This is a genomic window from Rhodococcus sp. 05-2256-B1, assembly GCF_002258465.1.
Classification (GTDB): Bacteria; Actinomycetota; Actinomycetes; order Mycobacteriales; family Mycobacteriaceae; genus Rhodococcoides; species Rhodococcoides fascians.
Map to the genome: position 1 here is coordinate 327446 of NZ_NOZA01000011.1, position 15030 is coordinate 342475.

Below are 15030 nucleotides of genomic sequence, written 5' to 3' on the forward strand. Positions count from 1 at the left end.
CGAACGTCAAGTGGGCCCTCTTTCAGATGCGTCAGGCAACCCTCGTGTCGGTGGCGAACCTGCCGTTCGTTCCGGCGGTACTGCGGGCGACCTTGCTGCGGCCGGCGGGAGTCCGGACGGACGGGCCGTGCTTGATATACGGCGGCGCGATGATCCAGGGTCGCGGGTCGGTACGGATGGGCACCGGGGTCTTCGTGAATTTCGGGTGCCACTTCGACACTGTTGCCGACATCGTGATCGGTGACGATGTGTTCCTGGCGGACCACGTTCGGATCATCACCAGTACCCATGACGTCGGACCGTCGTGGCGACGGGCAGGCTTGCTGCGGGGCGAGTCGGTCACCATCGGGCGAGGCACGTGGATCGGGTCCGGTGTGGTGATCATGCCCGGGGTCCGCATCGGTGAGGGATGCATCATCGGGGCGAACTCGTTGGTGACCAAGGATTGCGAACCGGACGCGGTGTACGTCGGCAGTCCAGCCGCTCGTCGCCGGGAGTTGAACGATCTACCCGACGCGCGAGCCATAGCGGGCGCGACGCCTGATTTCGAGAGCAATACTCTGACGAACGATCGATAAAGCGCTTGTCGATATCGACAAAAGGCTATTATCGATCCGAAATTGGACGACTTATTTCGTCTAATTGATGATGTAGCATCATCAGCGTCAGAGGCTCGGCACTCTTTGCATTCGCTTCGGAAATTGTCGAGCTACGCATTGCCAAAAAGGTGTCAGGGGTTGGCGTTGTGAACACTCTTTCTGTTGTTGTGCCCGCATTCGACGAACAGGCGCATTTGGGTGGATGCCTGGACGCTTTATTGGCGCAACGTGAACACATTCACGAAATAATCGTGGTGGACAACAATTCCACCGACGATACCGCCGGCGTGGTAGCGAGCTACAGCCGACGGTTTCCGGAGATAGTTCTGGTCCGGGAGTCGAAGCGAGGCGTCGTTCATGCGCGCAACGCCGGTTTCGATCGGGCCGAAGGATCCGTCATCGGACGTATCGATGCGGACACTCGGGTAGCTCCGGATTGGGCCGAGTCGATTCTGGATTTCTTCGACCGCAGACTGGACTACGCGGCGGTGACCGGGCCGATCTACCTGTACGACTCCCCGTGGGCTGCACCGTACGGCGCGTACGTGGACTACTCCACCAAGCGCAAACCCGACGAGTTACGGGTCTCGGCGGCCTCGGGTAACAACTTCGCCATTCGCCGCTCCGCTTGGGAAGCCGCCCGCGACCGCGTGAGTCTGCGTACCGACCTGCACGAGGATATCGATCTCTCGCTGTGCCTGTACCGCGTCGGTCTACAGATCGCTCTGATCAAAACGATGTGCGTCGAGGTGTCCGGTCGGCGGCTGCTGACTCCGCCCCTCGAATATCGTCATTATGTGCTGAGTTCCTACCGAACATGGGCCCACCACGATTTGGCGAACAAGGCGCTGCGTCGACTGTTGATCGCGGACATGATTCTGCATACCGTGCATTGGCCGTTGACTCGAATTTTGTCCGGATGCGAGTCGCGAATTCTGCCGGTGTCGCATTCGAACGAGGGCGTGACATCGCAACAATATTCGTCACCTGTTCGCGATGGCGAATATGCCACCACGGCGTCGGCCGAGTAAATTCACGGCTGATTCGAGCGGTACGCGACAATTGTCCGATCGGTAGCGCCGATCTACTCCTTGTATCTGCTGCCGCCCCCGGAACCGGTCCCACGGTTCCGATACAGGCCCGCGTGATCGCCGACGCGGTGTTACTGTCTCGTAGTTCTTCGACCCGCGGGCATCCGAGAGTCGAGTCGGGGTGGGCCGGTCGGGCGGCCGTGTAGCAGGCGGGGGCGTGTCGTGCGCTTCGATGTTCGGACGTTCGTCGTCGGTCTTGCCGTGTCTCTGCTGACGGGACAGCTCGTCGGGACAGCGTCGGCGGACGTCGTCGTCGACAACCCCGTCCACTACGTCGCTCTGGGCGACTCCAGGGCTGCCGGGCCCGCGTGGTTGTCCAATGCCGGCGGAGACGGTTGTGGACGATCCGACGCGGCGTATCCGGCCATGATCGCGAGCGCACTGCACCCTGTGTCCTTCGCCAGCGTGGCGTGCAGTGGGGCGACGAGCGCACACGTCGTGTCCACGCCGCAGAGCACGTACACGCCACTGCCTCATCGTGTCCCGGTTCAGATCGATGCGCTGCGGCCTCATACGACGCTGGTGACCCTCTCGATAGGCGGCAACGACCTGAATTGGGCGCAGTTGATCGGGCCGTGCCTGCAACCTGTGCCGCAGGAAGATCCTCGGTGCCGGAACAACCCCGTGGTCCTCCAGGAGATCGATCAGAGGCTCGGGCAGCTGGGGCCGGTGTTGGACGGGGTACTCGACGCCATTACGCAGCGTTCACCACTCGCCGTCGGCGTGCTGGTCGGTCACGGTGGTTACTTCGACCATCAGGGCTGTTTCCCGGACTCGAATCTGCACGGTGCCGACGCGGCGTTCGTGCAGGATTTCTTCGTCCGGTTCGATTCCGTGCTTCGAGACAGTGCCGTCAGGCATGTGGCGACGTTCGTCGATGTGGCGGGGCCGGCCGTCGGCCACGACGCATGCGCACCGATTTCCGAGCGCTGGTTCACGGGCTCGATGACGTTCGGTCCGACACCGTTCTTGCATCCGACCCCGCTGGGCAGCGCTGCGATGGCGGGATTGGTGCTCGACGCAATCGGTCGGTGACGTCGCGTCGTCGGTCACAATGCGCGGGGACAACGCCCGGTGACACATCCTGTTGAACAAACGATCATCTGCGTACCGGTCGGCCCGGTAGATTGACGGGTTATATCGTGAACCGACGATCCGAGCGCTGGATCTGCCCCTGCAACTTCCATACGGAGTGTGAATGTCGTTCGAGATCGTCGACCTCCCCGAAACGTGGGTCGCCGGTCTCCCCGTTCGCAGTCCCAAACGAGCACTCGGGCGGTTGAACGATCCTGCCCTCAACCAGGCGTGGTCCGCCGTGCTCAATCAGGAGACTGCCGGACCGCTTGCGTCGATCTACACGGACTTCGCCCCTGGAATCGGATCGTACAATACACAGATAGTCGGTTACCAGTGCTCGTCGCTCGGGCAGGTGACGCGTGGGCATTTGATCGCAAAAGTGCCGTCTGCAAAATATGCCCGATTCTCCGCGGTGGGTTATTTTCCCGACGTTCTCACTCGATTGTGGAATCAGATCGATCACGCCGAGGAGAACGGGGAGATAGTGCGATCGTTCACCGGTGATTACGAGTGCTACCCGCACGCCTACAAAGTCGACCTGTATTTGGCCATCACGCAGCCCGGCGGTTCGTGATGAGCTTTCGGATCACCGCGCGCAGTGCCGAATTGTTCGGTGGGTTGGTGGCACCGCGGGTGGAGCCCGGTGCCGAGGCCAGTTGCAGCGAATGGATGGGATTCCTCCGAGATCGCGTGCGCGAGAAGAACATCGATGCCACGGAGGTGGCCACCGTGTATGTCCCCGATGCGCACGGCACCGTCAATGCACTCGTCGGTGTCCCGCTGGACTCGCCGAGTGACGTCGCTGTGGGAGATGTGTTCGTATCCATACCGACTGGTGTGTTTGCAGTGTTCGTGCCCAGTGGTGGTCTCGCGGATCCGATCGAAGACGTCTGGGCGCAAGTCGACGAGTGCGTTCGATCCGGGACGCTATTCCGTGCTTACGCCGAGGAAGTAGAAGTCGTTACGAATGCTGGAGAAGTGGAACTTTTCGTTTCGATCGTTTTGTAAACGAGGTCTTCTTCATGTATTTGTCACTTTCGAATCACAAAATCGCCGACGAACCGGTTACTATTGGCGAGCGCTGACAAGCCCGTATAGGGAACGTGAATTCGAGTTCGTGGGTTCAGCACCCGGGAGCCAGCGCGGACCACAAGGTGTCGATGTCATCGCAGGATCGACTGAGCAGGGGTGTAGCAACATGGTGAGACAACTCAGGGCCGAAGCCACTCGCGCGGCGGCGCTGCGCGCTGCAGCAGATCTCTTCCTCGACGTCGGGCATGCCAATGCCACGCTGAGTCAGGTGTCGGCGCAGTCCGGCGTGACCAAGGGCGCGCTGTACTTCCATTTCGCGTCCAAGGAAGAACTCGCTCGCGCCATCGTCGACGAAGGTCACGAGCGCGTGTCCACGGCCTGCGCGGGGCTGGTGGACAGCCGCAGCCCAGCCCTCGAGTCCGTCATCGGAATCTCGTACTCGGTTCTCGAACTGGCAGCGTCGGATCCGCTCGTTCGTGTGATGTACAGGTTGCAGATGGAGATCGACGGGTCCGACACCGCTCGCGGAAGCGTGTTCGGCACCTGGGGCAACATCTTCGAGCATCTTTTCGAGCGGGCCATCGAGCACGGCGACGTCGCCGACCACCTGGACGCAGGCAACGCGGCGCTGCTGGTGTGCGAAATGTTGGCCGGAGTTCTGATGGTGTCCGAGGCGCAGTCGCGTCTGGAGGATGCGCCGTCGCGTATGGAGAAGGTGTGGAACACCGTGCTGCCGTCGTTGGTGCCTGCCGACAAGCTGGCCTACTTCCGCGAATTCGCAGCTCGCAGCCTCTCGAGCTTCGTGCGCGAGAACATCGATTCGAGCTCGGTCACCGTCTGACGTTCTCGTCGCCCGGGGTGCTTGCTGCACGCCGACGTGAGGCGCACACTGTGTGACATGGAACACAGGATGTCGGACAACGAGCTCCGGAAAGCGATCGGCACTCTGCAGCACCGCGCGGACGATGCGCGGAAACGAGGTGCCGACGACGAGGCGACGCGTATCGAGAACACCGTCGCCGATTACCGAGACGAGATGTCGCAGAGATTGTGACGGCCCTGTCGGTCGTCACCGCGTAGGGTCGGAATCGACCTGACACGTGGCAACCGGTGGGGGAACAAGCTTCGATGGCTACATACGATCTGCGCGGCAAGAAGACGTTGATCACGGGAGCGGGCAGCGGAATCGGCCGGGCGACGGCCATCGCGGCTGCGGCTGTGGGAGCTGAACTGTTTCTGACCGACATCAATGCCTCCGGGCTTGCCGAGACCGTGGACCTGGTCGGTCGAGCGGGCGGCACGGTCAGTCACTCCTTGCCCTTCGACGTCTCCGATTTCGATGCGGTCGCCGCCTTCGCGGACGATATTCACGCCGAGTTCGGCAGCCTCGACGTCGTGATGAACGTCGCGGGCATCTCGGCGTGGGGCACCGTCGAGAATCTGGATCATCGGCATTGGAAGTCCATGGTCGATGTCAATCTCATGGGTCCCATCCATGTCATCGAGAAATTCCTCCCGCCGATGATCGAGGCGGGCCGCGGTGGGCATCTGGTCAACGTCTCGTCCGCGGCAGGATTGATTCCTCTGCCCTGGCACGCTGCGTACAGCGCCAGCAAGTACGGCCTTCGTGGTGTGTCCGAAGTTCTTCGATACGACCTCAAACGTCACGGAATCGGCGTCAGCCTCGTTGTGCCCGGTGGGGTCAAGACCGGCCTGGTGCAGACACTGCAGATCGCCGGTGTCGATCGTGACGATCCTCGGGTGCAGAAGCTGCAGCACCGGTTCGAGAAGCGTGCTGTCGAACCGTCGGTCGTGGCCGATGCGATTCTCGCCGGTATCGCCAAACGAAAGTACCTCGTGTACTCGTCCAACGACATTCGCTTCGGTTACTGGATCTCGCGAAAGTTCGCGCCACCGTACGAGTTCGTGCTGCAACGAGCGAACGATCAGTTCTCCAAGCTGCTCGAGCCTCGTGGCACCGACGGGGCGTCGAAGTCGACGTCCAGTGTGCGAGCACCGGGGCCGGAGTAGGAGAGCCGGTCGTGCGGGTTGGCCAGAGCGCAGCCGGCCAACGACAGACAACCACAGCCGATGCACCCGGTCAGATCGTCCCGTAAGCGAACCAACTGCTCGATACGCGAGTCCAGTTCGCGATGCCACCGCGTCGACAGCCTGGCCCAGTCCTCGCGGGTGGGCGTTCGCTCGTCCGGAAGTTCGCTCAACGCCTGACGGATGGTCGCGAGAGGGATTCCCACCTTCTGCGAGATACGAATGAACGCCACTCTGCGCAAAGTCTCGCGGTGAAACCTGCGCTGGTTGCCCGATGTTCGTCGACTGCTGATCAAGCCCTGCTTCTCGTAGAAATGCAACGCGGACACGGCGACGCCGCTGCGCTCCGACAGCTGGCCTGGAGTCAGTTCACGGACGTTCCACTCGGGCATCGGCACGACCTCGACATTACTTCAGGTCCGGATGCCAGCGCTGAACGACGAATGGGTTTACCGTTCGTTCATGAGCGTCGACTCCGCTGCGGGCCCGTTGGGAGCCAATTCCGAGGTAGGTGTGCTCCGCACTGTGATGCTGCACCGCCCGGGCGACGAGCTGCGGCGCCTGACTCCGAGAAACAACGACCAACTGCTGTTCGACGGATTGCCGTGGGTGGACCGGGCACAGGACGAGCACGATGCGTTCGCGGAGCTGCTGCGCAGCCGCGGCGTGACGGTGCTGCTGCTGGGCGAACTCCTCACCGAAGCGATGACGGTCAGCGGTGCCGCTCGGATGCAGGGCATCTCGGCTGCCGTCGACGCTCGGCGGCTCGGACGGGCGCTCGCCGAGGATCTCGCGCAGTACCTGCGCGGTATCCCGGCAGCCGAACTGGCCCAGATCCTGATGGCGGGCATGACGTTCGACGAGTTGCTCGAAGCCGAGTCGGGTGAGGCCGAGCCCAGTGGTGCCTCGCTGGTTCGCCGCATGCATCACGGGGGCGACTTCGTCATCGATCCGCTGCCCAACCTGTTGTTCACCCGTGACTCGTCGTTCTGGATCGACAACCGAGTGGCGATCACCTCCCTCGCCTTGCCTGCGCGAGTACGGGAAACGTCGCTGACCGACTTGATCTACGCATTCCATCCCATGTTCAAAGGCGTGCGACGTGCGTACGAATCCCGTACCGCTCCGGTCGAAGGCGGTGACGTGTTGCTGCTCGCTCCTGGAGTGGTCGCGGTGGGTGTGGGGGAGCGCACCACCCCTGCGGGCGCAGAAGCGTTGGCACGCAGTCTCTTCGAGGACGATCTGGCGCACAGCGTGTTGGTGGTGCCGATCGCGCAGGAGCGTGCGTCCATGCATCTGGACACCGTCTGCACCATGGTCGACACCGACGCGGTCGTGATGTATCCGGCTATTCAGGACACGTTGTCCGCGTTCACGATTCACCGCGAGGATGCGGGCGTCAGTATTCGCGGTGCCGACCCGTTCCTCGAAGCCGCCGCCGATGCGATGGGAATCGGCAAACTCCGGTTGATCGACACCGGACTCGATCATGTGACCGCCGAACGCGAGCAATGGGACGACGGCAACAACACCCTCGCCATCTCCCCGGGGGTGGTCGTCGCCTATGAGCGCAACGTCGAGACCAATGCGCGGCTCGAGGCGTCGGGCATCGAGGTGTTGCGAATCTCCGGGTCCGAGTTGGGCTCGGGCCGGGGTGGCCCTCGGTGTATGTCGTGCCCGGTGTCGCGCGAAAGGCTCTGACGGACAGGCGTTTCTACAGGACGGCGAGGACCTTGTCGGAGGGGCGAGCCAGCACGGTTCCCTTGTCGGTGACCACGATCGGGCGTTCGATCAGAATGGGGTGCGCCGCCATCGCCGCGATCAAGGTCTCGTCGTCGGCCACCGCCAGTTCGAGTTCCTTGTAGATGCTCTCGCGGGTGCGAACAGCCTGACGTGGTTCGAGTCCCGCGTCGGCGAGCAGCGTGCGGAGTTCGTCTTCGGTCGGCGGCGTCTCGAGGTACTTGACGACCTGGGGGACGATGCCCGCATCCTCGATCGTCTTCAGAACGGTGCGGGAGGTGTTGCAGCGTGGGTTGTGATAGATGGTTGCGGCCCGGGTCATGTTTGCAATCCTGTCACGCGGGTAGCCAACGCGACAGATCACGTCAGGAACGGGAGTAGTCGCATGACCGACAAGCGCATTGTCATTGCAGGTGGGCACGGCCAGATCGCCCAACATCTCACGCAGGTTCTCACGGCGCACGGTGACCGCGCTGTGTCGCTCATTCGCAACAGCGATCACGTCGATGCCGTCACGGCCCTCGGTGCGCTGCCGGAGGTCATCGATCTGGAGTCTGCGTCCGTCGACGAGTTGGCCGACGTTCTCTCCGGTGCCGACGCAGTGGTGTTCGCGGCCGGTGCAGGTCCCAACAGCGGTCCCGAGCGCAAGGACACCGTCGACCGGGCCGGTGCGGTGTTGTTGGCCGATGCCGCCGAGAAGGCCGGCGTTCGCCGCTACGTGCTGATCAGTTCCTTCGGGGCCGGTGAGCCGGTCGCGGACGACCTCGACGAGGGATGGAAAGCATACATCCGGGCCAAAACTGCTGCGGAAGAAGATGTTTCGTCCCGCGCGGGCTTGGACTGGACCGTTCTTCGCCCCGGCAAGCTGACCGACGAGGATGCGACGGACTCGGTTTCGCTCACCGAGCCTCCACTCGACCCGGGCGAGGTGACCCGTGCCGACGTGGCAGCGGTCGTCGCCCGTCTGATCGACACCGGCAGTGCCATCGGCAAAACGCTGATGCTCACGTCCGGATCGACGTCCATCGCCGACGCTGTCGACGCGGTTCGATGAGGCGATCGTGCGCGTAAGCATCGATCCGTCGAACACGACCCCGGTGTTCGAGCAATTGCGGATGCAGATTCTGGGATTGGTGCGGTCCGGGGATCTCATCGCCGGAACAAAGATCCCCACGGTACGTGGGCTTGCCGAAGAGCTGAAGATCGCGCCGAACACGGTGGCGAAGACCTACCGGGAGCTCGAACAGCAGGGAATCATCGAGACGCGGGGTAGGTCCGGATCGTTCGTGGCGTCCGGCGGTGACCCGTCACGAGATATTGCAGCCAGGGCCGCAACGGAATTCGTCCGGGCCGTCAGATCTATCGGCCTCGACGACGACCAGGCGCGAACGTTTCTCGAAGCTGCTCTGAAAGGGGCAGGCGGCCGGTAAGTTGACGCTTCAACCTCCTTCTGTCAGGGTGGTGCTGCCCATTCAGCCGCGCCAGAAGGATGCCTATCAATGAACTCAACACTCGTCCGTGACGCCGTCGCCCTCGTAGCCCGTATCGGCCTGGGAGTCGTCTTCATCGCCCACGGGTGGCAGAAGCTCAACACCTTCGGCCTCGACGGCACTGCTGCCAGCTTCGAGGCGATGAACATTCCGGTACCCACGGCGTCTGCCTACTTCGCAACGTTCGTCGAGCTCATCGGCGGCGGCGCATTGGTTCTCGGCATCTTCACTCCGATCGCCGGTCTGCTGCTGTTCGCCGATATGTTGGGAGCTGCATTCCTCGTCCACTTCGAGAACGGGGTGTTCGCCACCGAAAACGGCTACGAGCTCGTCGTCGCTCTCGGCGTCGGCGCACTGATGCTCGCGGCGTTCGGTGCCGGTCGCATCAGCATCGACGGAATCACCAAGGGCAAGACCGCAATTCTGCAGTAGTCGGTAGCGAGCCGAGTGGGGCGCTCAGCGCCAACTCGGTAACCACAATTGTTCCTGCCACATCTGCTTGGTGATCGGCATCGCGGTGAGGATCGGCCACAGCCACACGAAGTTGGCGATCACCACCGCGATGTACAGGCACACCAGAAGCAGTCCGGTGCCGCGTCTCTCGGCCGAGGCGCTCGCTTTTCCGATGATGTCGCCCAGTACCAGCGCGAAGCCCATCACCATGAACGGCGCGAGCGCCACCGCATAGAAGTAGTACATCTGCCGGTCGAGGGTTGCGAACCAGGGCAACAGTGCGGCACCGTAACCGACGAGAACCGTGGCGTAGCGCCAATCTCGTCGTACGAGAACGGACCACAGCGTCCAGGCGAGCATCGGCAAGGCCAACCACCACATCGCGGGCGTGCCGATCAGCATGATCGCCTTCACGCACGACGACGCCGAGCACCCCGAGACGCTCTCGCCGTCGGCGAAGTAGTACAGCATGGGGCGTAGGCCCATCGGCCACGTCCACGGCTTGGATTCCCACGGGTGCCGATTGCCTGCCGAATTGGTCAGTCCCTCATGGAAATCGAGCACACTGCCGCTGTAGTACCAGAGCGACCGCAGGGCACCGGGAACGAAGGAGAACGGCCCGCCGAATCCGATTCCGTTGCCCACCTCGTGTCGGTCGACACCGGTCTCGGAGGTGAACCACGCCCAGTACGTCATCAGGTACACGGCGATCGGAACGATCACCAGCGCGTACAGCGCGGGTCCGATGTCGCGCACCGCAGTTCCCCGCCACGGTCGGCGAACCCCGTACGAGCGACGAGCAGCCAGGTCGAACGCCACGCTCAGCAAGCCGAAGAACGCGATGAAATACAGACCCGACCACTTGGTGCCACATGCGAGACCCAGCATGACGCCGGCCCCGAAACGCCACCACCGCACACCCATTCGAGGGCCGAGATCGCTGACGTCCATGCGGCCCTCGGCTCGCACCGTCCACAGTCGCTTTCGCACGTCGTCGCGGTCGACGACCAGGCAACCCAGAGCAGCGGTGACGAACAACGCCAGAAAGATGTCCAGCATGCCGATGCGGCTGCTGACGAACGTCACACCGTCGACGATGAGCAGAATGCCTGCGATCGCACCGATGAGCGTCGAGTGGGTGAGGCGTCGGACGATGCGAATCACCAGCAGTACCAACAGCGTTCCGGCGACCGCGGACGAAAAACGCCATCCCCAACCGTTGTAGCCGAACAACGCCTCGCCGACGGCGATCAGCTGTTTGCCGACCGGCGGGTGCACCACCAGTCCGTAGGCCGGATTGTCCTCGAGCCCGCCGCCGGTGAGCACCTGATAGCCCTGCGGTGCGTAGTGCTTCTCGTCGAACACCGGCGTTCCGGCGTCGGTGGGGTACCGCAACATCGTGAAGCGGGTGATCGCACAGATGGCGGTGACGACGAGGGTGACGATCCAGCCGCGTCGTACATCGGTGTCGTGGAACCAGTCGCGCGCGGCAACGGTGGGCCCGGGACTGACCATCGACCGGTCGCCGGAGCGCTCAGAGGTCAGCAAGGTCACGTACCGATCGTAGGCGGTGTTCCGGAGTGGGCGGCAGGCCGCTGCACCGCATGGGAGACACTGGAGACATGCTCATCCTTGCTGCCACCCCGATGGGCGACGTCGGAGATGCCTCGCAGCGCCTGCGTGATGCCCTCGGTAGTGCCGATGTCGTGGCCGCCGAAGACACCCGACGCACCAAACAACTGGCGTCCTCCCTCGGCGTGACGATCGGGGGCAGGGTCGTCAGTTTCTACGACCAGGTCGAAACGGCGCGGCTACCCGCACTGGTCGAGGCCGTCGCCGAGGGAAAGACCGTACTGCTGGTGACCGACGCGGGCATGCCGTCGGTGAGCGATCCGGGCTACCGGTTGGTCGCGGCCTGCGTCGACGCCGACCTGCCGGTGACCTGCCTGCCCGGACCGTCGGCCGTCACGACCGCCCTCGCACTGTCGGGGCTGCCGGTGGAGCGCTTCTGCTTCGACGGATTCGCCCCGCGCAAGCAGGGACAGCGGCGCACGTATTTCCAGTCGGTGCTCGCCGAACCGCGTGCCATCGTTTTCTTCGAGGCCCCGCATCGGCTCGTCGCATGTCTCGAGGACGCGGTGCACGTTCTCGGCCCAGACCGCCGCGCTGCGGTGTGCCGAGAGCTCACCAAGACCTACGAAGAGGTCCGCCGCGGCGGATTGGGGGAGCTGCTCGACTGGGCACGTGACGGAGTCCGCGGTGAGATCACCGTCGTACTCGAAGGAGCGGTCGCCGTCGCCGAGGAACCCGAGGATCTCGTGGCCGAGGTGGAATCGCTCGTGGCGTCGGGCATGCGATTGAAGGACGCCTGCGCTCAGGTGGCCGTCGCAGGCGTGTCCAAGCGCGAGGTGTACGAGGCCGTTCTCGCCGCCCGCAAGGATCAGTGACGCTCAGCCCACCACGTGCTGGCGTAGCCCTTCGGTCGCTGCCTCGAGAATGGTCTTGGTGCCCTTCTTGACCAGGAAGCCGGGCAGGGGAGCCTTCGGGTCGACGGTCAGCTCGAATTCGACGTGCGTCCCGTTACCCTTGGGCGTCAACGTGTATCGGCCTTCCTGGGCCTTCTGCTGGGTGCTCTCCACCAAGCTCCACGACACCTCGTTCTCGCTCCAGGTGTACTGGACCAGCTGCTCGTCGTTGATACCGATGATCGAGACCTTCATCTTGACGTGGTTCGGCCGACCGTCGTCGAAGCGGTCGACCACCTCGCACTTCTTGTGCACGGGAGACCACGAGGGGATGCCTTCGACATCGGCGAGGACGTCGAGAATTGTCGCTGCGTCCGCCTCGATGTCGACGGACTTGTTCACTGTGACTGCCATGGGGAGAAGGTATCTCAGCTTTCTGTACGGGGGCTGACGTTACGGGCGAACTCGCCGATGGCGCGTAGTGCGCGACGCGCTTCGGGGACGAAATCGGCGGCCTGGAACACGTGCACCTGATCCTCGAAGACCTGTAGTTCGCAGTCGACTCCGGCGACGGCAAGGCGCTCCGCCATGAGTTCGGCGTCGGCATAGACCATTTCGGTCGATCCGACCTGGATCAGCACCGGCGGCAGGCCGGCGAGATCACCGTCGACCGGTGAGACCCGAGGGCCGCGTTCACCTTCGATGACGATCCGTGCGTCGACCCGATCGGCGAGGGCGGTCAGTGCGGGAACGGCGTTGGACGGAAACACCGAACACTTCTTGGCGTTCTCGTGAGTCAGCTTGCCGGTGGGATCCATGTCGGTCAGCGGCGACATCGTGAAGATGCCGGCAGGTGCCGGAAGGCCGACGGTACGCAGAGCCAAGGTGACCATGAAAGCGAGATATCCGCCCGCCGAATCCCCGCCCATGATGATCTGGTCCGGGCGATAGCCGGAATCGAGGAGGAAGCGGTAGGCGTCGACCCCGTCCTCGACGGCGTTTGCGATCGGGTTACGCGGCATCATGCGGTAATTCACCGACAGGACTGCGCCGTCGACGCTCTTGGAGACGCGAGACGTCATCCGCCGATGAGTCCGCAATCCACAGCACACGAAGGCACCGCCGTGCATGTACAGAACGACACGATCGGTTCCGCTGCCCTCGGCCCGAATCCATTCGGCCTCGCATTCGGAGAGCATGACGCGACTGCGGGTGGTGCCGCTGATCTGGGGGACGAGCAGACCCGCGTAATCGACCAAACCCATCGGCCACGGCAGTGACGGTGCCTGCGCCCACACCGTCAGGAACGGGCGCACGGTGAACTGCAGGTATTTGGACAGGATCTGCGACTGCAGGCTTGCTCCGCGGATATCGCGGCGGCGCGCAGTGGCTGCCGCGTCGGACGTTTTCACTACGGTGAGCGCCGGATTCATAGCCGTCGCCTCCATCCCCGTTGGCTGTTGCAGGGCGCGTGTGCGCCGTGCGTCGGATCCCCGTTCTGTTTGGAACCCCTGGTAACGGACAATAGCGGGTGGGATTTCGTGAGCGCACGTAAGGTCGTGTTCTGAGTCACATTCGGTGCCGTACCGTGACATAAAACAAATGGAAAAAGGACAGCTCATGGCACTCATGCCCATCACCGAATCGATGTTTCTGATCGCCGAATCGCGGGAGCACCCGATGCACGTGGGCGGACTGGAGTTGTTCGTACCGCCCGGCGATCCGCACGAGTTCGCACAGGAAGTGCATCGCAAGTTCACCACTGGTGAAGTGCACGAGCTGTTCCGCAAGCGGCCGGCCCGCCCGGTGCAGATCATGGGAACTCTCGCGTGGGCTTTCGATCAGGACGTCGACTTCGAGTACCACGTCAGGCGCGCTGTCTTGCCCTCGCCGGGACGCATCCGCGAGCTGTTCCAGTTTCTCTCGCTCAATCACAGTGCCCCGCTCGATCGCTACCGGCCGATGTGGGAACTGCACATCATCGAGGGTCTGGCCGACGGCCGAGTTGCGTTGTACACCAAGGTGCATCACTCGCTGGTCGACGGCGTCAGCGCGCTGAAGCTCATGCAGCGCACACTCTCGACGGACCCCGAGGATCGCAGCGGAGTGGCGACCTGGGACCCGTCGTTGTTCGGTCGCGGCAGAAAGAAGGTCGACAAGGCCGAGCCCGGGCGGCTGGCGCAACTGGGCAGCGGCCTGTCCATGGGACGCAAGATTGCCGGCGACCTGGTGGACTTCGCCCCTGCCTCCGCGCGAATAGGGTTGCGCGCGTTGAAGAAAGAAGGCGCACAGCTACCGCTGCGGGCACCGCGGACGATGTTCAACGTGCCCATCGGCGGCGCTCGACGCTTCGCGGCGGAGAGCTGGTCGATCGAGCGTATTCGTAAGGTCGGTACCGCTCTCGATGCAACGCTGAACGACATGGTGCTCGCGATGTGCGCCGGAGCGTTGCGTGCCTACCTCATCGATCAGAACGCGCTCCCCGAGGAGCCACTGATCGCCATGGTGCCGGTCTCGCTGCGCAAGGAGGGTGACAGCAAGGACGCCGGTAACTCCGTGACGACCATTCTGTGCAACCTGGGGACCGACGAATCCGATCCGCTGCTTCGCCTCGAACGCATCAAGGAGTCCACCGTCCGAGGCAAGCAGATGATGGGGGAGCTCAACACTCTCGAAGCGCTTGCCGTCGGTGCAATCACCATGGCCCCGTTGTTGTTCGGGCCGGTGCCGGGATTCGTCGACTACACCCCGCCGCCGTTCAACGTGATCATCTCCAACGTGCCGGGTTCCAAGGAGGATCTCTACTGGAACGGCGCGAAACTCGACGGCATCTACCCGGCGTCCATCGTGTGCGACGGACAGGCGCTGAACATCACCGTCGCCAGCAACGGCGACTCATTGAACTTCGGGCTCATCGGCTGCCGACGCAGTGTGCCGCATCTGCAGCGGATGCTCACGCATCTGGAGAACACGTTGGAGGAGCTCGAAAAGGCGGCGTAGCCCCACGTGAGTGGAACCTCGTAGTGGGCTACGA

Annotated in this window: 19 protein-coding genes; 14 read left to right on the plus strand and 5 right to left on the minus strand. The window is 63.3% G+C overall.

The window, feature by feature from the left end; genetic code table 11:
* Positions 1-50 precede the first annotated feature (50 nt).
* From CH285_RS03515 to CH285_RS03545, 8 genes are all read left to right on the plus strand, one after another.
* Positions 51-578 (plus strand): acyltransferase, encoded by a 528-nt coding sequence (locus tag CH285_RS03515; protein ID WP_230591532.1) that lies wholly within the window; start codon positions 51-53, stop codon positions 576-578.
* Between the two features lie 167 nt (positions 579-745).
* On the plus strand, positions 746-1630 hold the full coding sequence (locus CH285_RS03520) for a glycosyltransferase family 2 protein (RefSeq protein ID WP_158514243.1): 885 nt from the start codon (positions 746-748) through the stop codon (positions 1628-1630).
* A gap of 222 nt (positions 1631-1852) precedes the next feature.
* Positions 1853-2725: an SGNH/GDSL hydrolase family protein gene (locus CH285_RS03525; protein ID WP_176458414.1), complete on the plus strand. Its 873-nt coding sequence runs from the start codon at positions 1853-1855 to the stop codon at positions 2723-2725.
* Between the two features lie 163 nt (positions 2726-2888).
* On the plus strand, positions 2889-3341 hold the full coding sequence (locus CH285_RS03530) for a GyrI-like domain-containing protein (RefSeq protein ID WP_027496057.1): 453 nt from the start codon (positions 2889-2891) through the stop codon (positions 3339-3341).
* Between the two features lie 116 nt (positions 3342-3457).
* A complete protein-coding gene (locus CH285_RS03535) occupies positions 3458-3775 on the plus strand; it encodes a GyrI-like domain-containing protein (RefSeq protein ID WP_230597453.1) in 318 nt (105 codons plus the stop codon).
* Between the two features lie 190 nt (positions 3776-3965).
* The gene (locus CH285_RS03540) at positions 3966-4640 is read left to right on the plus strand and encodes a ScbR family autoregulator-binding transcription factor (protein ID WP_027496059.1); all 675 of its coding nucleotides are present in this window, start codon (positions 3966-3968) and stop codon (positions 4638-4640) included.
* A 57-nt stretch (positions 4641-4697) separates the two neighbouring features.
* Complete coding sequence (locus CH285_RS27730; protein WP_167329154.1) at positions 4698-4853, plus strand: hypothetical protein; 156 nt, start codon at positions 4698-4700, stop codon at positions 4851-4853.
* A gap of 74 nt (positions 4854-4927) precedes the next feature.
* Positions 4928-5830, plus strand: a complete 903-nt coding sequence (locus CH285_RS03545) for an SDR family oxidoreductase (protein ID WP_094644612.1) — start codon at positions 4928-4930, stop codon at positions 5828-5830.
* Here the strand turns inward: CH285_RS03545 and soxR are convergent.
* A complete protein-coding gene (gene soxR, locus CH285_RS03550; RefSeq protein ID WP_094644514.1) occupies positions 5746-6246 on the minus strand; it encodes a redox-sensitive transcriptional activator SoxR in 501 nt (166 codons plus the stop codon). The genes CH285_RS03545 and soxR overlap by 85 nt on opposite strands.
* A gap of 64 nt (positions 6247-6310) precedes the next feature.
* On the opposite strand from soxR, the gene CH285_RS03555 reads away from it, so the two are divergent.
* On the plus strand, positions 6311-7549 hold the full coding sequence (locus CH285_RS03555; RefSeq protein ID WP_027496061.1) for an arginine deiminase: 1239 nt from the start codon (positions 6311-6313) through the stop codon (positions 7547-7549).
* 13 nt (positions 7550-7562) lie between these two features.
* On the opposite strand, the gene arsC is transcribed toward CH285_RS03555, so the two are convergent.
* Positions 7563-7910 (minus strand): arsenate reductase (glutaredoxin), encoded by a 348-nt coding sequence (arsC, locus tag CH285_RS03560; RefSeq protein ID WP_094644515.1) that lies wholly within the window; start codon positions 7908-7910, stop codon positions 7563-7565.
* A gap of 63 nt (positions 7911-7973) precedes the next feature.
* Here arsC and CH285_RS03565 point away from each other — a divergent pair, with 63 nt between their 5' ends.
* From CH285_RS03565 to CH285_RS03575, 3 genes are all read left to right on the plus strand, one after another.
* The gene (locus CH285_RS03565; RefSeq protein ID WP_094644516.1) at positions 7974-8642 is read left to right on the plus strand and encodes an SDR family oxidoreductase; all 669 of its coding nucleotides are present in this window, start codon (positions 7974-7976) and stop codon (positions 8640-8642) included.
* Positions 8643-8649: 7 nt separating this feature from the next.
* Positions 8650-9018, plus strand: coding sequence for a GntR family transcriptional regulator (locus tag CH285_RS03570; protein WP_027496064.1), 369 nt, complete (start codon positions 8650-8652; stop codon positions 9016-9018).
* A gap of 69 nt (positions 9019-9087) precedes the next feature.
* The gene (locus tag CH285_RS03575; protein ID WP_027496065.1) at positions 9088-9510 is read left to right on the plus strand and encodes a DoxX family protein; all 423 of its coding nucleotides are present in this window, start codon (positions 9088-9090) and stop codon (positions 9508-9510) included.
* A gap of 24 nt (positions 9511-9534) precedes the next feature.
* On the opposite strand, the gene CH285_RS03580 is transcribed toward CH285_RS03575, so the two are convergent.
* A complete protein-coding gene (locus CH285_RS03580) occupies positions 9535-11046 on the minus strand; it encodes a dolichyl-phosphate-mannose--protein mannosyltransferase (protein ID WP_094644613.1) in 1512 nt (503 codons plus the stop codon).
* A 107-nt stretch (positions 11047-11153) separates the two neighbouring features.
* On the opposite strand from CH285_RS03580, the gene rsmI reads away from it, so the two are divergent.
* Positions 11154-11978: a 16S rRNA (cytidine(1402)-2'-O)-methyltransferase gene (rsmI, locus tag CH285_RS03585; protein ID WP_027496067.1), complete on the plus strand. Its 825-nt coding sequence runs from the start codon at positions 11154-11156 to the stop codon at positions 11976-11978.
* Positions 11979-11981: 3 nt separating this feature from the next.
* Here rsmI and CH285_RS03590 read toward each other — a convergent pair whose 3' ends face one another.
* Both CH285_RS03590 and CH285_RS03595 read right to left on the minus strand, forming a co-directional pair.
* The gene (locus CH285_RS03590) at positions 11982-12410 is read right to left on the minus strand and encodes an SRPBCC family protein (RefSeq protein ID WP_027496068.1); all 429 of its coding nucleotides are present in this window, start codon (positions 12408-12410) and stop codon (positions 11982-11984) included.
* A gap of 14 nt (positions 12411-12424) precedes the next feature.
* Positions 12425-13444 carry an alpha/beta hydrolase gene (locus CH285_RS03595; RefSeq protein WP_256984105.1) on the minus strand — a complete coding sequence of 340 codons (1020 nt, stop codon included), beginning with the start codon at positions 13442-13444 and terminating at the stop codon, positions 12425-12427.
* 172 nt (positions 13445-13616) lie between these two features.
* On the opposite strand from CH285_RS03595, the gene CH285_RS03600 reads away from it, so the two are divergent.
* Positions 13617-14996 carry a WS/DGAT/MGAT family O-acyltransferase gene (locus tag CH285_RS03600; RefSeq protein ID WP_027496070.1) on the plus strand — a complete coding sequence of 460 codons (1380 nt, stop codon included), beginning with the start codon at positions 13617-13619 and terminating at the stop codon, positions 14994-14996.
* Positions 14997-15030: the final 34 nt, after the last annotated feature.

Bases quoted from the DNA above. Each gene is read 5' to 3' on its own strand.
- CH285_RS03595 (WP_256984105.1), bottom strand. From the start codon at position 13,444: ATGGAGGCGACGGCTATGAATCCGGCGCTCACCGTAGTGAAAACGTCC.
- CH285_RS03545 (WP_094644612.1), top strand. From the start codon at position 4,928: ATGGCTACATACGATCTGCGCGGCAAGAAGACGTTGATCACGGGAGCG.
- CH285_RS03590 (WP_027496068.1), bottom strand. From the start codon at position 12,410: ATGGCAGTCACAGTGAACAAGTCCGTCGACATCGAGGCGGACGCAGCG.
- CH285_RS03530 (WP_027496057.1), top strand. From the start codon at position 2,889: ATGTCGTTCGAGATCGTCGACCTCCCCGAAACGTGGGTCGCCGGTCTC.
- CH285_RS03565 (WP_094644516.1), top strand. From the start codon at position 7,974: ATGACCGACAAGCGCATTGTCATTGCAGGTGGGCACGGCCAGATCGCC.
- CH285_RS27730 (WP_167329154.1), top strand. From the start codon at position 4,698: ATGGAACACAGGATGTCGGACAACGAGCTCCGGAAAGCGATCGGCACT.
- CH285_RS03540 (WP_027496059.1), top strand. From the start codon at position 3,966: ATGGTGAGACAACTCAGGGCCGAAGCCACTCGCGCGGCGGCGCTGCGC.
- CH285_RS03575 (WP_027496065.1), top strand. From the start codon at position 9,088: ATGAACTCAACACTCGTCCGTGACGCCGTCGCCCTCGTAGCCCGTATC.
- rsmI (WP_027496067.1), top strand. From the start codon at position 11,154: ATGCTCATCCTTGCTGCCACCCCGATGGGCGACGTCGGAGATGCCTCG.
- CH285_RS03555 (WP_027496061.1), top strand. From the start codon at position 6,311: ATGAGCGTCGACTCCGCTGCGGGCCCGTTGGGAGCCAATTCCGAGGTA.
- arsC (WP_094644515.1), bottom strand. From the start codon at position 7,910: ATGACCCGGGCCGCAACCATCTATCACAACCCACGCTGCAACACCTCC.
- CH285_RS03600 (WP_027496070.1), top strand. From the start codon at position 13,617: ATGGCACTCATGCCCATCACCGAATCGATGTTTCTGATCGCCGAATCG.
- CH285_RS03580 (WP_094644613.1), bottom strand. From the start codon at position 11,046: ATGGTCAGTCCCGGGCCCACCGTTGCCGCGCGCGACTGGTTCCACGAC.